The 25,146-nt window shown below is 55.4% G+C and carries 19 protein-coding genes, 1 tRNA gene and 1 pseudogene; 13 read left to right on the forward strand and 8 right to left on the reverse strand.

The window, feature by feature from the left end:
* Positions 1–4: 4 nt before the first annotated feature.
* The gene (locus ACM6I5_RS11180) at positions 5–1,042 is read right to left on the reverse strand and encodes a quaternary amine ABC transporter ATP-binding protein (RefSeq protein WP_017338823.1); all 1,038 of its coding nucleotides are present in this window, start codon (positions 1,040–1,042) and stop codon (positions 5–7) included.
* Between the two features lie 448 nt (positions 1,043–1,490).
* Between ACM6I5_RS11180 and ACM6I5_RS11185 the strand changes: the two genes are divergently transcribed.
* Complete coding sequence (locus tag ACM6I5_RS11185; protein WP_031318919.1) at positions 1,491–2,444, forward strand: LysR family transcriptional regulator; 954 nt, start codon at positions 1,491–1,493, stop codon at positions 2,442–2,444.
* 132 nt (positions 2,445–2,576) lie between these two features.
* On the opposite strand, the gene ACM6I5_RS11190 is transcribed toward ACM6I5_RS11185, so the two are convergent.
* Positions 2,577–3,812, reverse strand: a complete 1,236-nt coding sequence (locus ACM6I5_RS11190) for an aromatic ring-hydroxylating oxygenase subunit alpha (protein WP_414883832.1) — start codon at positions 3,810–3,812, stop codon at positions 2,577–2,579.
* A 745-nt stretch (positions 3,813–4,557) separates the two neighbouring features.
* Between ACM6I5_RS11190 and ACM6I5_RS11195 the strand changes: the two genes are divergently transcribed.
* The 4 genes from ACM6I5_RS11195 to ACM6I5_RS11210 all read left to right on the forward strand — a co-directional run bounded on the left by ACM6I5_RS11195 (position 4,558) and on the right by ACM6I5_RS11210 (position 9,306).
* A complete protein-coding gene (locus ACM6I5_RS11195) occupies positions 4,558–5,469 on the forward strand; it encodes a dihydrodipicolinate synthase family protein (RefSeq protein WP_031318920.1) in 912 nt (303 codons plus the stop codon).
* Entirely contained in the window at positions 5,462–6,979 is a 1,518-nt protein-coding gene (locus ACM6I5_RS11200; RefSeq protein ID WP_414883833.1) for an aldehyde dehydrogenase, read from the forward strand. The genes ACM6I5_RS11195 and ACM6I5_RS11200 overlap by 8 nt, the downstream gene beginning before the upstream one ends.
* Complete coding sequence (locus ACM6I5_RS11205; protein WP_414880454.1) at positions 6,976–8,322, forward strand: NAD(P)/FAD-dependent oxidoreductase; 1,347 nt, start codon at positions 6,976–6,978, stop codon at positions 8,320–8,322. Before ACM6I5_RS11200 ends, ACM6I5_RS11205 begins: the two co-directional genes overlap by 4 nt.
* Positions 8,323–8,391: 69 nt before the next feature.
* Positions 8,392–9,306, forward strand: a complete 915-nt coding sequence (locus ACM6I5_RS11210; RefSeq protein ID WP_414883834.1) for a DMT family transporter — start codon at positions 8,392–8,394, stop codon at positions 9,304–9,306.
* 107 nt (positions 9,307–9,413) lie between these two features.
* Here ACM6I5_RS11210 and ACM6I5_RS11215 read toward each other — a convergent pair whose 3' ends face one another.
* Together ACM6I5_RS11215 and ACM6I5_RS11220 are read right to left on the reverse strand one after the other, a co-directional pair.
* Positions 9,414–10,169 carry an SDR family NAD(P)-dependent oxidoreductase gene (locus tag ACM6I5_RS11215; RefSeq protein WP_017338830.1) on the reverse strand — a complete coding sequence of 252 codons (756 nt, stop codon included), beginning with the start codon at positions 10,167–10,169 and terminating at the stop codon, positions 9,414–9,416.
* A gap of 12 nt (positions 10,170–10,181) precedes the next feature.
* Positions 10,182–10,949 carry an SDR family NAD(P)-dependent oxidoreductase gene (locus ACM6I5_RS11220; protein WP_017338831.1) on the reverse strand — a complete coding sequence of 256 codons (768 nt, stop codon included), beginning with the start codon at positions 10,947–10,949 and terminating at the stop codon, positions 10,182–10,184.
* Between the two features lie 292 nt (positions 10,950–11,241).
* Between ACM6I5_RS11220 and ACM6I5_RS11225 the strand changes: the two genes are divergently transcribed.
* Positions 11,242–11,949, forward strand: coding sequence for a TetR/AcrR family transcriptional regulator (locus tag ACM6I5_RS11225; RefSeq protein WP_017338832.1), 708 nt, complete (start codon positions 11,242–11,244; stop codon positions 11,947–11,949).
* On the forward strand, positions 11,939–12,715 hold the full coding sequence (locus tag ACM6I5_RS11230; RefSeq protein ID WP_414883963.1) for a pyrroline-5-carboxylate reductase family protein: 777 nt from the start codon (positions 11,939–11,941) through the stop codon (positions 12,713–12,715). Before ACM6I5_RS11225 ends, ACM6I5_RS11230 begins: the two co-directional genes overlap by 11 nt.
* 53 nt (positions 12,716–12,768) lie before the next feature.
* Here the strand turns inward: ACM6I5_RS11230 and ACM6I5_RS11235 are convergent, their stop codons facing one another.
* Positions 12,769–14,805: an NADH:flavin oxidoreductase gene (locus ACM6I5_RS11235; protein ID WP_017338834.1), complete on the reverse strand. Its 2,037-nt coding sequence runs from the start codon at positions 14,803–14,805 to the stop codon at positions 12,769–12,771.
* Positions 14,806–14,976: 171 nt separating this feature from the next.
* On the opposite strand from ACM6I5_RS11235, the gene ACM6I5_RS11240 reads away from it, so the two are divergent.
* From ACM6I5_RS11240 to ACM6I5_RS11255, 4 genes and pseudogenes are all read left to right on the forward strand, one after another.
* Positions 14,977–15,966, forward strand: coding sequence for an isopenicillin N synthase family dioxygenase (locus tag ACM6I5_RS11240; RefSeq protein ID WP_017338835.1), 990 nt, complete (start codon positions 14,977–14,979; stop codon positions 15,964–15,966).
* A 131-nt stretch (positions 15,967–16,097) separates the two neighbouring features.
* A pseudogene (locus ACM6I5_RS11245) lies at positions 16,098–16,305 on the forward strand (helix-turn-helix domain-containing protein); the annotation flags it as partial.
* A gap of 472 nt (positions 16,306–16,777) precedes the next feature.
* Positions 16,778–16,852 (forward strand) — tRNA-Lys (locus tag ACM6I5_RS11250).
* Positions 16,853–16,907: 55 nt separating this feature from the next.
* A complete protein-coding gene (locus tag ACM6I5_RS11255) occupies positions 16,908–19,199 on the forward strand; it encodes a hypothetical protein (RefSeq protein ID WP_414883835.1) in 2,292 nt (763 codons plus the stop codon).
* A gap of 321 nt (positions 19,200–19,520) precedes the next feature.
* On the opposite strand, the gene ACM6I5_RS11260 is transcribed toward ACM6I5_RS11255, so the two are convergent.
* From ACM6I5_RS11260 to ACM6I5_RS11270, 3 genes are all read right to left on the reverse strand, one after another.
* A complete protein-coding gene (locus ACM6I5_RS11260; RefSeq protein WP_414883836.1) occupies positions 19,521–19,775 on the reverse strand; it encodes a hypothetical protein in 255 nt (84 codons plus the stop codon).
* A 657-nt stretch (positions 19,776–20,432) separates the two neighbouring features.
* On the reverse strand, positions 20,433–20,648 hold the full coding sequence (locus ACM6I5_RS11265) for a hypothetical protein (RefSeq protein ID WP_017338837.1): 216 nt from the start codon (positions 20,646–20,648) through the stop codon (positions 20,433–20,435).
* A 206-nt stretch (positions 20,649–20,854) separates the two neighbouring features.
* The gene (locus ACM6I5_RS11270) at positions 20,855–22,750 is read right to left on the reverse strand and encodes a sigma-54-dependent Fis family transcriptional regulator (RefSeq protein WP_414883837.1); all 1,896 of its coding nucleotides are present in this window, start codon (positions 22,748–22,750) and stop codon (positions 20,855–20,857) included.
* A gap of 243 nt (positions 22,751–22,993) precedes the next feature.
* On the opposite strand from ACM6I5_RS11270, the gene ACM6I5_RS11275 reads away from it, so the two are divergent.
* Positions 22,994–24,817, forward strand: coding sequence for an NAD(P)/FAD-dependent oxidoreductase (locus ACM6I5_RS11275; protein WP_414883838.1), 1,824 nt, complete (start codon positions 22,994–22,996; stop codon positions 24,815–24,817).
* The gene (locus tag ACM6I5_RS11280) at positions 24,810–25,049 is read left to right on the forward strand and encodes an AbrB/MazE/SpoVT family DNA-binding domain-containing protein (RefSeq protein WP_414883964.1); all 240 of its coding nucleotides are present in this window, start codon (positions 24,810–24,812) and stop codon (positions 25,047–25,049) included. Before ACM6I5_RS11275 ends, ACM6I5_RS11280 begins: the two co-directional genes overlap by 8 nt.
* Positions 25,050–25,146: the final 97 nt, after the last annotated feature.

Genomic DNA, 25,146 nt, shown 5'->3' on the forward strand with positions numbered 1-25,146 from the left:
ACTATTAATGTCGGCTCATTGTTTGAAGCAGCAGGCTCTTGGAGATCGTGCCTTTGAACACACCCTGGCGATCCAGCACAGCCACTGGATTAACGGCATCAGCCACAATGTGAAAGACGTCCTGCAGGAGTACATCGTCGCGCAGCGTTGGCGTGGATTGATCCATGGCGTACGGATGCTCTGCGCAGATCTTGGCAACATCGCCAGCCTTGAGGATCTTCGAGGCATCAAAGCCTTTGAAGAAAGCTCTGACGTAATCGTTCGCGGGATTGCAAAGCAGCGCTTGCGGGGTACCGATCTGTACAACCTGGCCACCCTCCATGATCGCAATGCGATGGCCGATGCGAATCGCCTCTTCAATGTCATGGGAGATGAAGATGATGGTGCGATGCTGTTCTGCCTGCAGGCGGATCAGTTCACCCTGCATTTCGTGGCGAATCAACGGGTCGAGTGCGGAGAAGGCTTCGTCCATCAGCAGGATGGCGGGGTCGTTGGCCAGCGCTCGGGCCAGGCCTACCCGCTGTTGCATACCGCCGGACAATTGGTGCGGATAGCTGTAGGCGTGGCCATCGAGCCCCACCTGCTTGAGTGCTTCGAGCGCACGTTTATGCCGCTCACTTTCCTCGACGCCCGAGATTTCCAGGCCGAAAGCAACGTTGTCGATCACACTCATGTGGGGCATCAGGGCAAACGATTGAAACACCATGCTCATGTCTTTGCGACGAACGCTGAGGAGATCGGCATCCGACAGGCCGGTGATTTCCTGGCCATTGAGATGGATGGTTCCGGAGGTGGGCTCGATCAGTCGATTGAACAACCGGACCATCGTCGACTTCCCGGAACCGGAAAGCCCCATGATGACGAAAATCTCTCCACGTTTTACGGAGAAACTGGCATCAAAAACGCCAACGACTTGACCTGTTTTGCTGAAAATTTCACTTTTATCAGCACCGCGAGCCAGCATCTCCATCGCGAGCTTTGGCTGAGCACCAAAGACTTTGTAAATGTTTTTTACCGAGAGTATCTCGTCACCAAGACTCATAACCCCTCCTGCTGCAAATACGACGTAAGATCAAGAATTTGGATATACGTATCTTGATCAGTGAAAACGGTGCTTATGGGGGCAGTCAAGCTGGGAGAAAGGTTGCGAGTTAGTCATTGTGACCATCCTCTTTATTATGTGATGTTTATTATTCTTGTTTTATCGGTGCTGAATTAATCAGTGCCTTGAGACCCAAGTTATTACCTTATAGAGTCAGCGTCTAACAACATTTCTTCCAGCCAATCAATAACGTCATGTTATCAATCATTTAAATATGTCAATTTGCGACTGCGATGATGCTAGTTGCGAAGGCGACTGCCGCTGGCGCTGTCTTAGCCCCTCTGTTTCGGCTACGCTCCAGCGTAGGCTCTAGATGGAACCTTCTCGCCGAACTCATCGCTCACGGCCCTCCAAACGGCCCCGAACCGGATATTCAATACTCTAGGTTATGGTTAAGCACATCGATCCAGACATGACGCTGCTGAAAATGCCGTCTCTGAAAGCAGTGAAGTCATTCGTAGCCGCCGCCAAATATCAGAGCTTTACGCGTGCTGCTGAAGCGCTGTGCGTTACTCAAGCGGCCATCAGCCGTCAGATTCGGGAGCTTGAGGCGTACCTTGGGGTGGATCTCTTCAAGAGGGTCGGGCGAGCAGTCGAGTTGACGGAAGCCGGGTCCATCTTTTTTGATGCGGCACAGCTATCTTTCGTCAATATTTCCCAGGCGGCGGAGCGCATTCGTACCAACAATGCGGGCAAGCGTACGTTGACGCTTTGCTGTTCTCCCGCGTTTTCGGCCCTCTGGCTCGCAGCGAAGTTGCCGGGTTTTTTTACCAGGAACGCAGACATCGACCTCAATCTGGTCACCACTCAAAACTTTTTGTCGATGGAGCCGGGTGTTACTCCGGACATCTTCATCACCAAAATGGCCAGAATTCAGGATGGCTACCGCAGTTATCCGTTGTTTCACGACGTCATCTACCCGGTGTGCACACCTCGTTACAAAGAGGAGCACCCTGAGCTGTCCAGTCTGGAAGGATTACGCGACGGGGTTCTGCTCAACCTCAGCCCCTATGGCAGATCCCAGGTAGCGGAGCACGTTGACTGGGGCGTATGGCTGGCTTATCACGATGTTGATATCGAGAAACGCCCCCACGACAGCCCTCATGTTTTCAACGCCAACGACTACAACCTGGTCATCAGCATGGTGTTGACCCATCAGGGCGTAGCCCTCGGATGGAATCACCTGGTGGCAACCCTGATCGAAAACGGCACGCTGATTCGGCCGATCGAAGAGGAAGTGGTTCTTCATGAAAGTCAGCACTACCTGACATTTCGTGAAGACCGGATCAATGACGATGCCTGTTGCCGGCTACGCGACTGGATTCTCGCTCAGTTTTCCTGAGCTGTCTGGAAGAAAGGAACACGGCCAGCGGCTGAGCAGTCACTGGGGTGGCGGAGAGGAGAGGGGATTGAAGGTGTGAATCAAGATACCGGTGGTGATCATTCGTGGTTCTCACCACCGGCAGTGCTGCACTTAGCCGACAGATCTTAACGGGATCGTGTCATTGAGCTGCTCAAGCATCGTTTTGCAGTACCAGTCATCAAACTGGCACACACCAATTTCGCTGGCCACCGACAACGGACCTGGCTCGAAAGCTGGAGAGCTGACACCCACCTGTGCACCTTCAACCAAGGTGCGGTCCTGGTCATTGGTGGCAAGCCAAACCTTGGTCAGGCGATCGATGTCGTAGTCGACACCTTCCTGCGCGTCCTTCTTGACGAGCCATTTTGTAGTGACCAACGTCTCGCCCGGACCGATGGGCAGAACGCGGAAGCTCAGCGCGTGATCGCCCAGAAAGTGGTTCCAGGTTGATGGGTAGTTGAAATAAAGCAGCGCACCGATGTTGGCCTCACCGGTGGTGTCCAACCGGCCAGCGACCGCAGGCTTGCCATCCATTGTGTAGCTGACGGCCCCGGAAAACAGGGGAATGCGCGTCATTCGGAAACGACCTTCATCATCCATGACCAATCGGCTAGGCAGACCGGCCGCCTCCCAGCGATCCCAGTGCTCCTTGAGTTCGAGATCTTCATCGCCGCCGGCGCCGCCCACGGATGGGTTGTCCACGAATGAATGCATCAATTCCGGGTGAGTAAAATCGCAGTGGTAGCACTCACGGTTGTTCTCGAACACCAGTTTCCAGTTGCCTTTCTCGATGATGTTCGACTCAAACGCGACTTTGCAGTCGTCCAGGTTATGAGGTGCAACGAAAGGGGTGACGGATTTTCTGAACGACGAAAAGTCTGGGGCGACATCTGCTACGCACACGTAGATGTACGTTTCGACGACCTCACAATGCACGGACTTCAACCCATGCTGAGACTTGTCGAAATCTTCCCCCATGTTCCCGGCGAACAGCAAGCGGCCATCCAGTTCGAATGTCCATTTGTGGTAAGGGCACACCAGCTTGGCGACCTTGCCGCTTGCTTCCGGGCACACCTTGGAACCGCGATGGCGACAGGCGTTGTGGAAGGCACGGATCTGCTTGTCTGCGCCGCGCACGATAGCGACCGGGTAATCGCCGATTTGCAGCGACATGTATTGACCCGATTTCTCCAGCTCAAATGTGTGCCCGGCGAAGATCCAGCTTTTGTGCCAGATCTGTTGCAGATCCTGCCTGTAAACGTCGGGATCGCTATAAAGGGCACCTGGCAGCGCGTGGTCAGGCTTGCGCTGCGCGATTAGATTTGAAACTGCCGATTTAGTGCTCACGGTCAACACACTCCAAAATACCAAGGGGGCGACACATTCAGCCTGCTCAGCGAGGTGAGGCCAAACGGTCCTGAGTTCGCAGTACCGTCTGTGGATGCAAGCCCATCAAACCGTGCTGCTGCTAGCCGCGATCCGGAACGTTTTGCCACGTCCAGGAAGCGTTTTACGAAAAATGTGCCTTCTTGGATGGTGGTGCCATCCGTGCACTCATCTCGATCGAATCCTTATTACGGCAGACAATTCCGTAATGCCGATGTTTGCGTCAATAGCAACATTTCTACAGCACCTTATTCAAGCCTGAGCAAACAGACTCTAACTAATGGAGCGAATGCTCGCGAAATTCACTTATCCAATTAGTCGGTAGAATATCGCTGTTGTAAGGCTACGACGGTAATCATGCATCAACAAGAAACATTTACTCTTATCAATGCATAAACAAATGTTATCGATTGAGGTCGCGGCCGCGGTGATGAAATTTCAAGCTATTGAAATAAAAGAAAAATATATTTTCAAGGGCGGGTGAAGCAACCATCTGGAACTGTAGGCGCGAGAAATACACTCTATTGACCACCTTCTTGGCCCATGCCAGTCTGGATTCAACAGTTAAGCAAAGTGCCGCAATTGATCTCATGTTTGAGCCTGGGCATCCGCCCCGTGAAAACATGAAGATTTTTATCGCGCCTAAAGGCATCCAGGCTAACGCGCTCGTTGATCTTCCACCTAACTCGCATTCGGAGCATTTATCTTGAAATTTGAAGGTATTTATACGCCAGCAGTAACTCCTTATAACTCTGATGGGGAGATTGACTGGAACGTGTATTCGGAAGTCTTGGAGTCGCTGATTGAGGCGAAGGTGCACGGCATTATTATTGGCGGGTCGACCGGCGAATATTATGCGCAGACGTCGGAAGAACGTACCGAGTTAGCGGCCTACGCCAAAGATGTGATCGGCACTCGGGTGCAACTGATCGTCAGTACCGGGGCGATCCGTACCGAAGACGCGGTTCAGTACGCCAAGGATGCCAAATCGATCAAAGCGGACGCCATTCTCGTCACCAGCCCGCCGTATGCGCTGCCGACCTCCCAAGAGAACGCGATTCACGCATTGACCATTGATCGCGCCGCCGACCTGCCAATCATGCTTTACAACTATCCGGGGCGCATGTGCGTTTCGATGGATGAAGAATATTTCACGCGTGTCAGCCAGTCGAAAAACGTCGTCGCCATCAAGGAAAGTTCCGGCGACATGGGCCAGGTGCATATGCTGGCCCGGCAGTTCCCCAACATCGCCTTGTCCTGCGGATGGGACGACCAGGCCCTCGAGTTTTTTGCCTGGGGTGCCCGTAGTTGGGTGTGTGCAGGTTCCAACTTCCTGCCCAGGGAACACGTGGCGCTTTATGAAGCCTGCGTGATCGAAAAGAACTTCGACAAAGGCCGTCAGATCATGTCGGCAATGATGCCGCTGATGAATGCCCTGGACGGCGGCAAGTTCGTGCAGTCGATCAAGTACGGCTGCGAAGTGGCCGGATTGAAAGTCGGTAACGTGCGCCTGCCATTGCAGCCCCTTGAAGCGGACGAAAAGCAGAATTTCGCGTCGGTCATTACTGAACTCAAACGTAACGTAGCCAATGTTTCTTCGGGAGCCAGCCATGGGTGATCTACTGAGCAAGGCCGAATACGCCGCTCTGGCCAAAGACATTTCGTTGCCATCCAAGGCGTTCATCAATGGCGCATTCAAGCCCGCAATGTCCGGCAAAACCTTCGCCACGAACAATCCGGCGACCGGTGACTTTTTGACCGACGTCGCAGCGTGTTCGTCCGATGATGTCGACTTCGCGGTGAGCAATGCCAAGGAGGCCTTTGAAGATGGACGCTGGAGATCTGTTTCTCCTCGAGAGCGCAAAGCGGTTCTGTTGAAGTTTGCAAACCTGCTTGAAGGCCATCAATACGAACTGGCCGTCCTCGAAAGTCTCGATAGCGGCAAACCCGTCAGTGAATGTCAGTTGGTCGACATTCCGGACACCATCCACACGATCCGCTGGCACGCAGAACTGATCGACAAGATTTATGACAACACAGCCCCGGTGGGCAGTGACGCGCTGACCATGGTGGTCCGGGAGCCGATCGGCGTGGTGGGCTGCGTATTGCCCTGGAACTTCCCGCTGCTGATGCTGGCCTGGAAAATCGGCCCGGCGCTCGCCGCGGGCTGTTCGGTGATCGTCAAGCCTGCTGAACAAACCTCGCTGACCACGTTGCGCGTCGCGCAGCTGGCGTTTGAAGCCGGTGTTCCCGCTGGTGTACTCAACATTGTCACCGGTACGGGCAAAGACGTCGGTGAGCCGATCGGTTTGCATAACGATGTCGACATGGTCAGCTTCACCGGCTCCACCGCGACCGGCCGCCGCTTCCTGCATTACGCCGCCGATTCGAACCTGAAACGCATCGTCCTTGAGTGCGGCGGAAAAAATCCGGCCGTGGTGATGGACGATACCCAAGACCTGGATCTCGTCGCCCAGCACGTGGTCAATGGCGCGTTCTGGAACATGGGAGAAAACTGCTCCGCAACCTCGCGCCTGATCGTCCACGCGTCCGTGAAAGACGAACTGCTGGAGCGCATGGGCGCCTACATCCGTGAATGGAAGATGGGTGACCCACTGGATCCGGAAAACCGCGTAGGGTCGCTGGTCAGCCCTGAGCATTTTGCCAAAGTGAAGTCCTACCTTGAGCACGCCGCCGCCGGAAAGCTTGAGGTGGTTTACGGTGGCGCAACCAAAGACGGTGCCTTTGTAGAGCCGACGGTGATTGACGGTGTTGGTCGAGACAATCGGCTGTTCCAGGAGGAGATCTTCGGCCCGATTCTTTCGGTCACTACCTTCAACACGATCTCCGAGGCCATTGCGCTGGCCAATGACACGGTCTACGGCCTGGCGGCCTCTGTTTACACCGGCAGCCTGCGGCGGGCAATCAAGTTGTCGCGGGAAATTCGCGCGGGCATCGTCACCGTCAATTGCTTTGGTGAGGGCGACGCATCAACCCCCTTCGGTGGCTACAAGGAGTCGGGCTTCGGCGGTCGGGACAAATCCATTTTTGCCCATGACCAGTACACCGAAATCAAAACCATCTGGATCGATGTGTCTGATCGGTCGGATGAAGAGACCGAAAAATGAGCACCCATACCATCAAGCGCCTGCCGGTAGACACCGGGGTTTCGGGTTGGGAGGCGATTTCCGCACGCACTGCGCCTGTCCGCATGCTTGATGGAAACGTGACGGCGGATTGGCTGATCATCGGTGCCGGCTTTGCCGGCCTGTCCGCCGCTCGCAGACTTTCACAGCTGCACCCGGGTGACAGCATTGTTGTGATCGATGCTCATGAAGTCGCCAAGGGGCCGGCGGGCAGAAACTCGGGTTTCATGATTGATGTGCCGCACAGTCTGTCGTCCGGGGAATACTCCGTGGCGAGTGAGTCTGCAACGGCGCTGGAAATTGCGCAGAACCGCTTTGCGATTGCTTTTGCCGCTGCCGCCGCGCGGGAGTACGGCATGTCTGCCGACACGTTCGACCCTTCCGGGAAGATCAACGCGGCCGCCACTGAACGGGGATTGAAGCTGAACGTCAATTACGCTCAATCCCTTGAACGCATTGGCGAGAAGTTCGAGATGTTTGATGCCGCGCACATGCGCGAAATCACCGGGTCCACCTATTACCACGGCGGAATCTACACCCCCGGCGCAGTGATGATTCAACCCGCGCAATACATCAGGGACCTGGCAGCAGGGCTCGAAGGGAAAATCACGTTGTTCGAACGCTCTCCGATTATTGAATTGACCAAGCAGGGAAGTGGCTGGAGCGCTCGTTCTGATAACGGGACGGTGTACGCGCCCAAGGTCATTCTGGGCGTTAACGGGCACATCGAAGACTTTGGCCATTATCAAGGCCGCCTGTTGCACGTCTTCACTTACGCGTCCATGACGGCCGCTTACAGTGATGATGTATTCAGCAAAGAGGTGCCGGGCAAGGCCAGGTGGGCGTTGTTGCCGGCGGATCCAATGGGCGCGACCGTTCGCAAGATCTCTTCAGACGGTCAATCGCGTATCGTCATCCGGACAAAGTTCACCTATGACCCGAGTATTCAGGTCACTCCCGAGCGGGTAGCTGCGGTGGCCAAAGAACAGCGACATTCCTTGGATGCGCGCTTTCCCGAATTGAAATCCACTGCGTTGGAATTCAGTTGGGCCGGCCGTCTGTGCCTGAGTCGAAACAGCGCGGCCGCATTTGGCGAGATTGAAGAAAACCTGTATTCGGCTTGCTGCGAAAACGGGCTGGGTACTGTGAAAAGCACCCTGGCAGGTGTGATGGCTGCGGAGTTGGCATCGGGTACGCGTTCGGAGTTTCTTGATAGCTTCAGTCACGCACCTGGCCCCAGCAAGCTACCACCCCGGATAATAACGAAGCTGGGCGTCAGTTCGGTTATTCGCTGGCATGAGTTTTGGGCCGGGCGAGAAGGCTAGCGAACTCAAGTTGTCGGCTATTGACCGACTTCAAAGTCTGATCGGAACGATCTACGAAGGAAAACTTGATTGAAGAGCGACCGAACAAACAACACCGCGCACTTAACGACGCCCACCGTTATCGCCACTCCTGGGGTCACAAGGCCCCAGCTCGGGATATTTTTATGCCTGCTTTCAATGCTGATCTTTGCCAGCCAGGACGGCATAACCAAGGTGCTGGTCAAAGACTTCCCGGTCGCCCAATTGGTCATGGTGCGTTATTGGGTGTTTGTCGTTTTTGCTCTCGGATATGCCGCCTACCAAGGTAGGGTAAAGGCGTCGTTTCGCAGTAAGCATCCCTGGCTCCAAATCCTTCGAGCGTTGCTGGCCGTGGGCGAAACCATACTGTTCGCGGCGGGGCTACGATATTTGGGCCTGGCGGAAATGCACGCGATATACGCGGTATTTCCGCTGATGACACTGGCCTTGGCGGGAGCGTTGCTTGGGGAGTTCATCGGCCTTCGACGCTGGGTTGCTGCCGCGATAGGGTTCACCGGCACACTGATCATCCTCCGGCCAGGCGCAGGCGTCTTTGAACTCGCGGCGCTGATTCCGCTGGTGGCTGCTTTGGCATTCGCGGTGTTCAACATACTTACCCGCCGGATTAGCCTGCACGACTCCCTTGCTACGAACATGCTTTTTATGGCGTGTGTGGGTGCCCTGACGGTCACATTTGCAGGGCTGCCGGCATGGGTTTCTCCGACTCCAGTCCAGGGCCTCTTGATGGGGTTACTGGCATTGACGGGAGTAGTCGCACAGATTCTCTTCATTCAAGCATTGAAATACGCAACCGCTTCTAGCTTGCAGCCTTTCAACTATGCGCTTCTGGTATTCGCCACGCTGATTGGTGTCATCGTTTTTGCCGAGCGCCCTGATACCTGGGTGTTTGTCGGCGCAGCGTTGGTGATTATCGGTGGTCTGTATGCGATCAAAGCGAAGACGTGAACAGGTAATACAGCGTTCAACTTAATCCTCTGGAGGCCGTCTGGTTCCGGCAACCTGCAACGGAGGAGGGCAAGTGCCTTCCGCCGTCGCCGGTCAGTCTGCTTCGATCAAAACGGCAGTGGCAGTTTTGCCGTTCGCCCCCCATCCACCACCAGCACCTGCCCGGTGATGAAGGCCGACGATTCGGAGGCCAGGAAAACGACTGTCCCGCCCACATCCGCCGGTAATCCGGTACGCCCGACCGGGTGAAGGCGCAGGAGTGCCTGGCGCGCCGCACGCGGATCGGCTTGAGCGGAAAGGTATGCATCACTCAACTCGGAATTTATCCATCCCGGAGCAATGGCATTGCAGCGAATGCCATCTCGGCCGAGATCGATTGCCAAGGCTCGGGTCAGCCCATGGATACCCGCCTTGGAGGCACAGTACGCGGCATGTTCAGGGTTGGCGCCTAACCCTTCGATCGACCCGATGTTGATGATGCTGCCACCGCCTCGCTGACGCATCTGAGGCACCAACGCCTTGCACAGGAATGCTGGCGCTCGCAGATTGACAGCCATCATGCGATCCCAGTCCTGCTCGGTCATATCATCGATGGACTTTTCGAACATGAACCCGGCGTTGTTAACCAATACATCGACTCCGCCAAGCTGCTCCTGGGCGACCTGAGCAATCAAACTCGGTGTCTCCATCGAAGCGAGATCAGCCTCGACGAAATAGACTTGAGGGTGATTTTGCAAGTCGGCGTCCAGTGCCTGGCGCTGAGCGATCAACACAGAAGCGCCTGCCTCCAGCAATTGTTCGGTGATGCCGCGGCCAATCCCTCTGCCGCCCCCGGTCACCACCACATTTTTACCGTTGAGCATCGCAACCTCTCCTTAGCCGGATACCGGCTTCGCGCCTGTGACTTCTACCGTTTCACCGGCGATGTACCTGGCCTCGTCGGACGCCAGAAATGCGATGACATCCGCAATGTCTTCAGGCTCGGCGATGCGGCCTAATGGCACGCTCTTGTTCAGTTCTTGCACGGCTTTGTCCGGATCCAGGCCTCGACGCTCAAAGCCGCTGCGTATCATCGGGGTATTGATTTCGTGCGGGCACACGGCGTTGACACGGATGCCCAAAGGGGCGCAATCGCGGCCCAGATTCTTGGTTAAAGCCGCGACGGCCCCTTTGCTTGTGCAATACGCCACATGGGCTGGACCGGGATAAATGCCCCAGACAGATGATGTGTTGACGATTGCGGCGCCCGGGCGATTTTTCATGTGAGGTATCGCGGCACGGCAGATGAAGAACACTGCATTCAGGTTTACGCCCATGGCGTCAAACCACATGTCGTCAGTCGTTTCCTCAATCGTGCCACGGGGAATAATGCCGGCATTGTTCAATACGATGTCGATTCCCGAAAAGATATCGACGGCAGTTTGGACAATCGCCTCGCAATATTCCTTACGGCGTAAGTCGCCAGCCACGTAATGCACTTCAGCGCCCAGGTCACGGACTTTGGCGGATATAGATTTGCAACCGGCTTCATCAAGATCAGATAACACAAGCTTTGCGCCTTCTCGGGCGAACAATAATGCTAACGCCTGTCCGACGCCCCCGGCAGCGCCGGTGATGATGACCACTTTATTATTAAACTTCATGACACCTACCTATTGTTTTTTTCGGTAGAGCCATTATTTGGTTTCATTGGTTCTAATCGTCCAGCAACATTTTTATAGGGGCAAAGATAACTTTTTGTTATCTAAAAGTTGGAATCCGCGGGTAATCAAAAGTGACCCGTCGTACGGCTCGGGCGGTATTCATTGAGGCAGTCCGTTGTGAGATCGAATGCGAATCATCGTCTAATAAATGTACACTGCTGTACATGCCGTGTACGCCACGGCCCCTGAGGTGTACAGTGGGGAAGAATTCTTAAATGAAGGTGCAACCCGAATGTCACAGACAGGAAGGGCGAAAACCAAAGCGCAGGATGCAGGCTGGCGAGGCTCCGTCGATGGTTGGCTGGACGCTGCCTACGATGCTCTTAAAGAGTCGGGAGTGGAGGCTGTGCGGGTGATGCCGCTGGCCAAACGCTTGAACTTGTCTCGCACCAGCTTCTATTGGTTCTATGAAGATCGGGAACAGCTGCTGGCGGCGCTCCTCGCTCGATGGCGGGACAAGAACACCGGCGGTATGGTCAGCCAATGTGAGAGTTATGCGGAAAGTATTTCCGAAGCGATTCTCAACGTCTTCGAGTGCTGGGTGAACCCCGAGCTGTTCGATTCACAGTTCGAATTTGCCGTGCGCAGCTGGGCGCTGCAATCGGACGAAGTCAAAGCTGAAATCGCTCTGGCCGATGAGGCACGGATGAATGCCCTGGCCGCGATGTTCCGGCGGTTTGGCTACGACGCCGAGGGGGCTGACGTTCGGGCCAGGACGATCTACCTCACGCAGATCGGCTACATATCCATGAAAACCAATGAAGATATTGTCGTTCGATTCAGACGGATTCCTCAGTACGTGAGCGTGTTTACCGGCAAAGTACCGAAGAGGCGCGAGCTGGACCGCTTTTATGGAAAGTTCGGCTACGCAGAAAAAGAACCCGGCGTTTTCGTCCCCTTGGTCGAGACATTCGAGGAATCCACTGCCGATGGAGAATAGAACGCTGGGCATCATTGGCGGCACCGGCCGGCTCGGGCGTGCAATTGCCGAGGCGCTCCTTGATAACGGTTTCATCAAGCCTGACCATTTGTTGATCTCGAACCGCTCCGGCATCAGTACCTTCGAGCCTGGTGTGAAGCTGCTGTCCGACAATCAACAGTTGGTGGACCTCAGCGATATTGTCGTGCTGTCCATCCGGCCGGAGCAGTTTCGTGAACTGCAGATCAACGCCCGCGGCAAGCGAGTGATTTCTCTGATGGCCGGCGTTCCGGCGGCAGCCATCAGCGCGGCCACCGGTGCGGATGAAATAGTGCGGGCCATGCCGAATGCGGCCGTGGAAATCAGACAGTCGTACACGCCCTGGTACTGTGTCGGAAACCTTTTTGAGCGCGATCGCAACTGGGTGCAGCGACTGTTCGAGTGCGTAGGCTCGGCGGACGAAGTGCCTGATGAAGACTGCATTGATTACCTCAGCGCGATGTCCGGGACTGGGCCGGCCTTTCCGGCAATGTTGCAAATGGCACTGACTAATCAGGCGGTGGCTGCGGGAATTCCCCCTGCTATCGCGCAGCGGGCTGCACAAGGCGTAGTAGTGGGGGGCGGCCAGATGCTTGCCCGCCGCGATCCGCGGCAAATGATCGAGTCGTTGATGGCTTACCGTGGCGTGACGGCCGCAGCGCTGCAGTCGATGGCCGATCAGGATATCGAATCCATTGTGGGGCGAGCAGTAAAGGCTGGCGCTGAGGTTGCGCGGCGGGGAATGTAGCTTGGGCAGGGGACATACAGTGAAGGCCCGCTGAAGGGCCTTCACTTTTGGACTTAGATTTCTTTCACCAGGCGCAAAGCGTCGTAGATGGCTGCGTGGGTGTTGCGAGCAGACACGGCGTCGCCGATCCGGAACAGCTGGAAGCGCCCTTCAGGATTGGTGACGATGTTCTGTGCCGTGCCGGCGATCAGGTCATGCTGCTCTACCGCGCCGCCATTGGTGGAGAGAGGACGCAGGTCGAAGTACAAATCGTCCAGGGGAAGGGTGCCGTGGTTGACGACAACCTGATCGACCACACGCTGCTTGTGGACCTTTCCGTAATCGCTGCCAAAGGTTGCAACGAGCCCGCCATCACGTTTTTCCACGGTATCGACCCGGTAGGTGACGGTGAAGGTGACGTCCAGGTCCTGCAGGCTTCGCATGTAGGGCACCAGATTCATAGCCATGACTTCAGGTGCAAACGAGCGGTCGGGGGTGACGATTTCGACTTTCGCACCGCTTTGCGCGATGACCTCGGCAGCCTGCAGGGCAGCATGGTCGCCAGCATCGTCGAAGATCAGTACGTTGCGACCGGGCTTGATGTCGCCGGAAATGATGTCCCAGGTTGAAACCACGAGTTCGTTGCCTTTGCGCAGCACCTCGGTATCAGGCAGGCCGCCGGTCGCAACGATGACCACGTCAGGCTCGAAGGCTTGCACAGTGTCGGCTTCGGCCCAGGTGTTGAAGTGGAACTTCACCCCCAGCCGCTCGCATTGCGCCATGCGCCAATCAATGATGCTGATCATCTCACGACGACGTTCGCTCAACGCCGTCAGACGAATCTGCCCGCCTGGTTGGTCAGCCGCCTCAAGCACTGTTACCTCATGGCCGCGCTCACCGGCGACCCGCGCCGCTTCCAGCCCGGCAGGGCCGGTACCGACCACCAGAACCTTGCGCTTGACGGCGGCTTTGGGAATGTCATGTGGCATGGTGGTTTCCCGACCCGTCGCTGCGTTGTGAATGCAGTAGGCCGCGCCGCCCTGATAGATGCGATCCAGGCAATAGTTGGCGCCCACGCACGGGCGAATGTCTTCTTCGCGCTTCTCGATGATTTTGCGCACGATGTGCGGATCGGTCATGTGCGCGCGGGTCATGCCCACCATGTCCACTTTGCCCGAGGCGATCGCGTAGCGCGCGGTGGCCACGTCAGGAATCTTCGCCGCGTGAAAGGTCGGAAAGCCTGTCGAGGAGCGGATCTCGCCTGCGAAGTCGAGATGGGGTGAGTTGCGCATACCCTGGATCGGGATGACATCAGTCAGGCCGGCGTCTGTATCGATGTGACCACGCACGACATTCAGGAAGTCGACCAGTCCGCTGTCCTTGAGCATGTGAGAAACCTGCATGCCCTCGCTGGCAGTGAAACCACCGGGCAATTCTTCATCACCGGTGTAACGAACTCCCAGTAGAAAGTCTTCGCCTACCCGCTGACGTATGCCACGCAAGACGTCGAAGGTAAAACGCATGCGGTTTTCCAGCGAGCCGCCGTAAGGGCCGTCGAGGTCATTGGTCAACGGCGACCAGAACTGGTCCATCAAATGCCCGTAAGCCTGGAGTTCCAGACCATCGAGGCCTGCGGCCTTCATGCGTTCCGCGGCGTCTACATAGTCCTTGATGATCCGCTCGATGTCCCATTCCTCCATTTTCTTCGGGAAGGAGCGGTGCGAAGCCTCGCGACGGTGTGACGGCGACACCACCGGTAACCAGTCGGCCTTGTCCCAGCGGGTGCGACGGCCCAGGTGAGTCAACTGGATCATCACTGCCGCGCCATGTTCGTGGCATTCATCGGTCAGGTCCTTCAACCATCCGACTACTTCGTCCTTGTAGGCGAGCACATTGTTGAACACCGGCGGACTGTCTCGGGATACGGCAGCGGAGCCGGCAGTCATGGTCAGGGCGACACCGGCCTTGGCGCGCTCCACGTGGTAGGCGCGATAGAGATCCTTGGGCATGCCGTCCACAGGGTAGGCCGGTTCATGAGAGGTGGTCATGATCCGGTTTCTGAGGGTCAGATTCTTGATTTTATAGGGTTGCAGCAAGGGATCGCTGGACATCGTGGTGCGCTCCAAAGTGGGCTTCATCAGGCTTGGCCACTTGAAATTAGGACAAATGTACACCTGTGTCAACGCTTTGTGACACAGGTGTACATTTTGCTTGCGTGCCAAAAAATCCAGGATTAACATCCGTCAAAACCAAGACCGACTTGTTTGGATAGGAGAGGGCACGTGACAGAGTTATTTGATATTCGGCTGGCTAGTAAACAGACAGCTTTCACTGAAATTCCAGTCATCGATATATCGTCGCTCATACACGGCAACAATCCGCTGACGGTGGCAACCCAAATAGGTGATGCCTGCGAAAAGGTGGGGTTCTTTTATATAAAAAACCATGGCATTGACCAGCAACTCATCGATGAGATGTACACGTTAACCAAAAGATTTTTCGAACTTCCTTATGAGGAGAAAAACAAACTCAATGTCGTAAACTCCGGGCTCACGCTACGTGGTTATATACCGATGTATGCGGAGAACGTCGATCCGGCTAATACCCGCGATTTCAAAGAGTGCTTTGATTGCGGAGCTCATTACGACGAGGTCTCTCCCTTTTTTGGCCCTAATCAAATGCCGTCGGCACTGCCGCAATTCGAGAAGGTTGCCGAAGCGTATCACTCCGCTGTATTGGCGCTCGCAAGAAAACTCATCGGCGGGATAGCGCTGAGTTTGGGGCTGCCACAAGATTACTTTGAACATCTTCAACGCAAGCCCATCACTATTCAGCGAATTTTGCACTACCCGCCCCAGATCGGAAGGATCTCCCAGGAAGAGATTGGTATCGGGGCGCATACGGACTACGGTTTCTTGACTGTCCTGTCTCAAGACGCAGTTGGCGGTTTGCAAGTCAGGAACCGGGCAGGGGAGTGGGTTACAGCCCCTCCAGTTGAAGGCACTTTTATTGTCAACATTGGTGATCTGGTTCAAACACTCACCAACGATCGCTATACCTCGACAATGCATCGCGTCATAAATACCAGCGGTCTAGAGCGTTATTCAATACCTTTCTTTATTGATTTGGATTTCGATGCGGTTGTTGAGCCTGTACCAACCTGTGTAAGTGAGACTTTGCCCGCGAAGTACGAAGCCTACACGTGTGGCAAACACAAGTTTAAGCGTTTCGTTGATAGCTATGCGCATCTGCAAGAAGTCGAAAAGGCATGATCGCGCTTTAAGCTGTGCGAATGCCTTATTTAAGAGTTCAAAAATTATCATTGCAGCTGTGAGACGATTGTTCCACTGGGACCACAAGACTCACCTTGGTGTGCCTTGTGGTTTTTCAAGAGATATTCATCGCGATGAGACCGCTGCAGTATCGGAAATGGCTGCGGTTAAACGAGGCGCGTCGCTTGATGCTCAATGAACATCAGGATGTCTCCAGCGCGGCTTTTAAGGTTGCTTACGAAAGCTTCGCAGCTCAGTCGCGAATTCCATGATGTCGGTCATCGCCATCGTAAACCTGCGATTAGAATTGAAGGGATGATTCGTCGCCGCAGGGAGTAGCCGGTTGACGATTGCTCTGGGCGCCTGTCAACGAACGCGTCGCCGAAGCTGCCCGGGGTGGGTGATCAGACGGTTTGAGCGTTGATGACTGGATCCGTGGGGAATGAGTTGGGGATTGGTAACTCTAAAGAGCCCTTTGGTAGAAGTTCCGTCCTAACACATGATTTAACTTATGGGCGATGTCAGATGTTCATAGTTCCAAAAAATCCTTTGAGAATAAGGATTTTAGCTAGAAAAACTAAGCGCAGGCTCTCCAAAATTTGTTCATGACCGACTGTTCCGTCCACGGCGGTGCGTAGGTTTATCACCGTACGGCCGTCCACCTCCTGATGAGGTCCGCATCAATTGCACACCGCTGCCACAGGCCAGTTACGCTAATATTTCGAACGGGAATAATCTCGACACGCGTCACGAGCGGCAACGTTTTCAATCTTCACATCCCTTCGATGCTGGTAGACAATGCGCGCTCTGCTCCGGGGTAGTTCAGCGGTAGAACACTCGGCTCTTAACCGGGTGGGCGCTGGTTCGAATCCAGCCCCCGGACCCACTACATCGCAGGGTCAGAAGGACATATGTCCAGGCACGATAGGGAATCGGATGCAATGGCCGGCATAAACTCCGGTTATGCGGTCTTTCAGGTATCTCGAGCATTGACCGCATCGGGTCTCGACACTGAGGCAAAAACACGCGAACGGATTGAACGCTGGCAGCAGGTGGTCGAACACATGGTGGAGGGCACTGCGCTGTATGGCTCGCGCACACCACTCGTGGATGTGCCTGAATGGGTCGCGCTGGAGGTTGTCACGGGTGGTTTTACCACTGGGCGGTATCTGGCCGGTGGTGCACTGACCGAGTACGAGCGGCGGTTGGTCACCTCAATCCCAGGCATCCGCCCTGGTTTTGAACGACTTGATCTCAACACCTGGCACCTAACGGATGAGGGGATCGAAGCACTGCAAAAGCAGCTGGTGAACAGCGACTATCGGGTCGATGTACCAGAAGAGGCAGCGCTACTGTACGTGGCTTGGTTGTTGGGCCAGCAGCGCACGGAGGAAGCGCGCAAACTGGTTGTGTCGATCGCTCCTTTTTTTGAGCAACTGCGTTTCTTTCCAATGGCTTCTGACGGGTTGCCACTCGCGGCGGCGGAAGTGCACATCTTCGATGTCGGCGATATCCAAAAGCTGCTTTCAAAACTCCCAGCGCAGCAGCGCCTGGCGATGCAAAAACATGTGGTCGCGACTCGGTTGACTCTCTACGACGCAGCCATCTCGCTCTTCCTCTTAACGTACCAGGATGATTGGCCTTGTCGGCAATATCCTGAAGGCTGGCTTGAGCACGCGAATACTCTAAATAGTCAGTTCGATGCCACCAGTAACAATGACATCCTCGATGTTGAACCTTTCAGAGATCGGGTAGGGGAGTTGTACGCGTTGCTGAGGCTCTGCTCCCGTGACCCAGCTTCGCTTACAGGACGTCAAGTCGGACGTATTCGGCGGATCGTCAATGATTTCGTGTGCAAACATGGTCATCCAGAATCTGAACATCATCTACAGTACCGAGAAACGCAGCACCGTCAGGTGGCCGCGCCCGAGCATCATCTGATCGCCAAGGTTGTTTCTGAGCGTCTGACCAGCTATTCGAGCTCGGAAGGCATCTCTGATTTTTCGTCCCTGTTGGAGCCCGTTACCGGCGAGGAGGCGAAGGCATATTCGCTGATAACAGGTGTCGCCATTCCTCCGGCGGTTCGCCGACGCCTCGAGCGCTGTCGAAAGGGAACCATTACTGAGTTGATTGACAAGGGATTGATCACATCCGGGGATACCGTGGCGCGAGTACTGCCGGCGATGACGGCCGAAATCTGCAGTGCTGGATTTCGCGATACGACGCTGCGTATGTTGTCTGTCGCAACGTATCGTGCTTTTCGGCGACGCCGTTCATTGCTGCTGCTCAACCTACAGAGCCAAGTCAAAATCAGTGAGCTGCCTTGGGTAGCGGCCGTCGAAGGTGAACGTGAAGCACACGCTGTCGGTGTTGAGGGAGCCAGACAAGCCTTGATCGAATCCTCGGCAACGACCCTCTCTGCTTTTCCTCAGGCAATCCTTCCGAACAAACTACTTCAGGAGTTTGATTCGCTTGCTGTCACCGCGAAGCTGGATCTTCCTTTTGTGGAGGAGGTCGCAGTGGACATTTTCATGGGAACCTTCTCGAACAAATTCGTGGAAGCAGCCAGACGAACGGCCTCGTTGATAGGTGGCACCGTTTACGCCCATTATTACGACATCGACACGAACCAACTGGCGATCCTTCCCGATAAGCCGAAATCGAAGAGCAGAAACTATTTCCAGCGTGACTTGGATACCAGTGATGCATTGGCGAACCTTTGCGCACAGCGGGCTAATGCACCCTTGGGTGCATGGCACTCAGCAACCAACGGAAGGATCATCGAGCAACAACAGATTCTGACGACGCAAAACCTTTCGCTTCTATTTGGTGAGCTCGGTTTGAAAGCGCTGCTACATCATCGCCTGGGTTCACTTGCTCAGGAGTGCTTCCAATGGATATGCATACGGCAGCAGATGAAAATCAAGTTCTACCACTCAAGCTTGGTGATGCTCAAAAATACCGCTTATGCCTGGCGCCAGATGGTGTTTTATTTATCCATGCTGGATGACGTCGAGAGGCGTTGCGCTATCGATAGCATCGAAGAACATTTCGCGGCACAACCCACTGCATTCCGGGATAGATTTCTACCGGCAATTATAGGGTTACGTGTGGCAGCTGCCGGGCTCCCGTTGACTCTGAACCGCCAGAAAAGTGAGGGGGCTCGGGTTTTTCTCGGGTGGACCTCCGAACGACATTGGTTGTTGCCGCCGCAAACGAATGACAACAGGTAAACGCTCGGCTACATTCGGCGATGCGTGCTTGAACGCATCAAAAGCGATGTTTGTGTATCGGCTGGAGTTCTTGTACGGACGGGTCAAAACTTTCATGCATACGTCAGGTGTCGAAGCCACGAAGGACGTCCAATGAGAAGAGCCTAGACGCCTGAAAAATCGGAAAGTGGTGGAGCTTGACCTCAAGCATAGGAAGTTCCGTACAGACACATCGTTTAACATAATATACATTATGCGTACCTTCGGATAAGAGCCTGGGGCCAAGGAGACGCGCCTTTCAATGTGCTGAAAGCCCCCGACCACGCTCAATTCAGCCTACGGTCAATCGTTGATGTAATGTTCACGGGTCAACGAAGCAGGATTGCCGCTCACCAGGTTCAGCCCTTGATGTGTCAGAACAGCCCCTTTAAAGCTAGCTGGAAGCTCTTTGGAGAACCGGACAAAGTCTTCGTCAGACAACCAACGAACGCAACTCGTGAACAAAAACTCCTCAGCACTTGCCGCAACATATCCAGCTCCATCCCAGCTATTGCCTTCTCGATAGACAGCCTGATAATCGGCTGAGTCAGCTTGCAAGTGAACGGGCTCGGGGAAAGTTCAGCCATGTGCTAAACCGCTCAACAGGCGGAATTACAAATGCAGCAGCCGTCTTGGGCCTGAGCGAGGCCAGGCTAAATGAGCTTTGCGCGGACAATTCAATGACTACGAGGAAAAGGATCTGATCAAGTACCTAGCGAAACTCAACCACGGCGGGAGTTTCGCGGGCGGGAAACTGGAGAAATGAGAGTTACAGCCTTCTGCTTCTGCTGGTATTTAATACGATTAAGTTATAACTATGCTAAATGGTTCTTTAGTTTAGTTATATTAGCAATCAACCAGCCTCGGCGTCAGAAAAAGAACAAGCTCCGTACTGTTTGAAACGGTCGAGCTGCTGGTGAATAACCACTTGAAGGACGATGGTGAATCTAGCTTTGCGCCCGATGATTACCCTGGCTTAAAAGAGGCAGGCGCTTCATCAAATCAGTGGTGATGTTTTGGCGCCCGTGCTGCGGTATTCGGTACCTCGCCGCCCTCCTCTTATGCAGCCTGTCGACGAATAGTCAGGCTGGCTGCTCCGAAGCAGATGAACGTCGACTCAACTACCCAGCGGACCCACTGGGATAGCTCGGGTCATCACGCACTTGCCCAAGAGACCAGTGCGGCATACAGACTAAGAAACGTCACCAAGCCCAATCACGCGAGCTTTATGGCTCCGCCTTGGATATCGTCACGCGCCATTCGTAAGTCAATAGCGTCCTGGTTGAGTCGGTGAATCATGTTGAGCAACCGTTGACGTAGCACTTCGTCTTGAAGCTGCTCTACTGCGCGCATCATATCGAGCGCCGCTACCTCATTGTTAGTGGCGACGGAGTCGAGCAGTTTGCGCATGCTTCTTGATGGTTGATTCATCTCCAACTCCCTGGATTTCAGTGACGCGAATCATATGACCAGAATGTTTCATCGATATTTCAGCTGCACGAACTGGCTTTAATCACCGGCTCCGGCTCATTTGGCGCTAGCTGGAGGGGTGCCCTGTGAGGTGTCAATAACACATGTCGTATCTACCCTCAGTCCAGGTCCACAGAGACAGGGAACGCGACGATGTCATTCTGCATTCAACCGGGTCGTGAAATACCGTGGTGGCGCAATTTGCGATAGAGCGTATTGCGGCTGATCCCCAAGCGAGCAGCAACGTGGGCGATATGCCAGTGTTCCGCCTCAATCAATGTGAGCAGTGTCTGCCGCTCGGATACGCCCAGCGGATTTTCTGCCAGCGCAATTGTCGCTGGCACTACCGGCAGCAACTCCTCCAAATCATCCAGGGTCACACGCCCTTCCAACGCCAACGCTACCAGTGTGCGCAGGCACGTACGCAGCTGCCGGACGTTGCCCGGCCAAGGCTGCGTCAGCAGACGCTCTCTGACGCCAGGCTCTAGCCGAATTCTGCCCCCTGCCCCCTCATCGCGCAGCAATAGGTCGAGTAAAAGCCCCTTGTCTGATCGTTCGCGCAGCGGTGGAAGGTGCACGGCGAACCCCGCAATGCGGTAGAACAGATCCTCGCGCAAGCGCCCTTCGGCCACGCAGACGTGTAGATCCTGGTGGCTGGCACTGATGAGGCGAACATCGAGCGGACGTACCGTCGCGCCGCCTAAGGGCACCACCTGACGCTCTTCCAACACGCGCAGCAGGCGAGTCTGTAAAGCCAGTGGCATATCGGCGATCTCATCAAGAAATAGTATGCCGCCATGGGCCTGTTCCAGCTTACCGATCATTCCCTCCTTGCGTGCGCCGGTGAAGCTGCCACCGCGATAGCCGAACAGCTCGCTCTCGATCAGCGCTTCTGGAATGGCCGCGCAATTTATCGCCACAAACGGCTGGCTCGCTCTGGAGCTGGCGCGATGCAGCGCCGCAGCAAAAGCCTCTTTGCCGGTACCGGTTTCGCCCTGTAAAAACACCGGAACGTCACGCTCCAAAACACGCAATGCGCGAGCAAAGCCGCGTTGCAGGCGCGGGTCTTCCAGGCACACATGCACGTCGTTAATTTGGGGGATTGCAGGAGTGACTAAAGGCACCTTGCGTAAGGGTTCTCGCAACTGTCCGTAGAGCAGGCGTCCGTCCAGCAGCCGCATTGGCCAGCAGACACTTGGCTGCGAGCTGGCCTGACTCATCACCTGATCGAGAGGTGTCTCCAGCAGCATCGTCAGAGATTGCCCAACCACCTGCTCACGGCTGAGGCCCAGCAGCTCGAGCGCCGCATGATTGACTGAACAGATACAAGCGCTCTCGTCAAAACTGAGCAACCCCTCCCCCAACAGCCCGACGTAGCCGGACTCCGGGTGGAAGCGCAGCAAGTATCGCTGCGGATCATGCCCCAGGAAATAACAGCTCTCGATCATATGGGCCGTCAGGTTGGTCAATGCCATTGCTTTGAAGTGCTGCTGAAGACCTTGTTCCTCTCGCACAGAAGAGAGGTTAAGAACGGCGAGCAGCTCTCCGTTCGCATCAAATATCGGGCTGGCCGAACAGGTTAAGCCGGCATGCTTGCCACGGAAATGTTGATCACGACGGATAGTGACATGCTGTCGCTCGACCAAGCAGGTGCCGACACCGTTCGTACCCTCGCAATCCTCGCTCCATATCGAACCGAGCCATAATCCGGAACGCTGAAATTCGGCTCGTTCGGATTCGTTAAACACACTGTCGATCGCCACACCGCGAGCATCGGTGAGTAGCACCACGTGGCCATCACGTCCGAGCTGTTGGTGCAAGTTGCTCATCTGCCAGTGCGCCACAGCGATGATGTGTTCCAGTGGCGCGCGGTGATCCTGCAAGCGTGGATGCTCAACCACGTTAGGTGCGCGGCGACTGGCAGGATCGAGCTGATATTGATCCAGGCACCGGCGCCAGGATCGTGTGATGGCCAAGTCAGCAATAGGGCCATGGGTGGCGTGAGTGCCCTGCACGGCTTGCAGCACTTGTTGTGCATGGGCGTTGATCAAGGCCGGCTTCATTGTTCTTGTTCTCCGTTACGGTCAGGACACGGGTCTGTTTGCAGCTTATATGAAAAGACCGGAACCAGCGCTTTTTGCACCGAGTGACACTCTGTCATCCACCATTTCCAGAATCGTGACAGATCTCCGAATCCAAGGCTGAGCAACACCGCAGCAGCCGCTCTGCAATGGGGCTTTCGCGAAGGTGGCCCGAGCCTTGCTCAGGGGCAAGTTGTACAAAAACAACAAGATCGGAGAAGCCCAATGAACATCGCTGTTGAAACACCTCTGCACACGCCAACTGCTCAACTCGCGGCTTGGGTCGAAAACCTCGGCGAGCGTCTCGCCCAACGTGATGTGGACGGCGTACTGGAACTGTTTGCCGAAGAGTGTCACTGGCGTGACCTGCTACTTTTCAGCTGGAACCTGGTGACCCTCGAAGGCAAGCCTGCCATCCGAGACATGCTCGAAGCACGCCTCGACCAGACTCGTCCTGAGCGATGGAAACTGGAAGGTGAAGCGACGCTGAATGACGGTGTGCTCGAAGGTTGGATCAGCCTGGAAACCGAAGCGGCGCGAGGTAAAGGTTACGTTCGCCTAAAAGACGGTGTGTGCTGGACGCTGTTGACAGCCATGCGCGAGCTCAAAGGCTTTGAAGAACCCAGTGGCCGCCGTCGTCCAATGGGTGCAAGTCACGGTCACACCCACGCCGACAAACGCAACTGGTTAGAGCGTCGCCAAGATGAAGAAGCTTCGCTAGGCATCACCACCCAACCTTACTGCCTGATCGTTGGTGGCGGCCAAGGTGGGCTGGGGCTCGCTGCGCGGCTCAAGCGAATGGGCGTGCCAACTCTGATCGTCGACAAAGCCGAGCGTCCTGGAGATCAGTGGCGCGGTCGCTACAAGTCGCTGTGCCTGCACGACCCTGTCTGGTACGACCATATGCCTTACCTGCCCTTCCCCGATCACTGGCCAGTCTTCACCCCAAAAGACCAGATTGGCGACTGGCTGGAAATGTACACCAAAGTCATGGAGCTCAATTATTGGCCGCGTACCGAATGCGTAAGTGCCAACTTTGACGAGCAAAGTGGCACTTGGAAGGTTGAAGTGCAGCGCGATGGCGAGCGTGTGACTTTACAGCCTACCCAGTTAATCCTCGCCACCGGCATGTCTGGCGTACCCAATGTTCCCACTTATCCGGGTGCCGACGCTTTCAATGGCCAGCAGCATCATTCCAGCCGCCATCCCGGCGGAAACGCCTGGAGCGGCAAGCGCGCGGTAGTAATCGGTGCGAACAATTCGGCTCACGATATCTGCGCCGACCTTGTGGAGAACGGTGCCGAGGTGACCATGGTGCAACGCTCAAGTACTCACATCGTGCGCTCTGACAGCTTAATGGATCTCGTCTTCGGGGGGCTCTACTCCGAAGATGCCTTGGAGTCGGGTTTGACCACCGACAAGGCCGACATGCTGTTCGCCTCGATCCCCTACAAGGTAATGCCAAGCTTTCATCAACCGATCTTCGAAGCGATCAAGGAGCGTGACAAGGACTTTTACGAGCGCTTGGCCAAGGCCGGGTTCATGCTGGATTTCGGTGACGACGAGTCTGGCCTTTTCATGAAGTACGTACGCCGTGGTTCTGGTTACTACATCGACGTCGGCGCCTCCGAACTGATCGCCAACGGCACGATCAAGCTCAAGAGTGCTCCTGGCCTGGGTGTCGAACGCATCGAAGCAGATGCCGTCGTGCTCAACGATGGCAGCCGGCTACCAGCAGACCTGATCGTCTACGCCACAGGCTATGGCTCAATGAATGGTTGGGCCGCGAAGCTGATTTCCCAAGAAGTCGCTGACAAGGTCGGTCGCTGCTGGGGCCTGGGTTCCGGAACCACGAATGACCCTGGCCCATACGAGGGCGAACTGCGGAACATGTGGAAGCCAACACAGCAAGAAAACCTCTGGTTTCACGGTGGCAACCTGCATCAGTCACGGCATTATTCGCTGTATTTGGCGCTGCAGTTAAAAGCGCGCTTCCAAGGCATCAACACGTCCGTCTACGGCCTTGCCGAGAGTCACCACACTGGCTGAGTCAAATGGCGCTCAGCCGTGGTTGGGCGCCTCTCCACAATGCCCCGGACGGATCCGGGACGAAGCGCTGCGGGAGCGCGAACTGGTCGGCGACGCTGTGTATTTGATAGAAGAATTTGTTGGCAACATGCGCTGCCTTGTCCTATCAAAAAAGCCTCAAATCACGGATCGGATAGACGAGCTCACGGAAGCATGGAATAGCAGGCAGCTTGGTAACGCCCAGGAGAAATGAGACAGCTGCAATGCGCTTCGCGAATCAATCGTGGTCGGCCAACTGCGGAGTGAACCGCTCAGGGCATATGAAGACTTTGGGTCGAGCCGGGCTTAAG

Origin of the sequence: Pseudomonas sp. IT-P171 (assembly GCF_949767765.1) — a bacterium.
GTDB lineage: Bacteria > Pseudomonadota > Gammaproteobacteria > Pseudomonadales > Pseudomonadaceae > Aquipseudomonas > Aquipseudomonas fluorescens_B.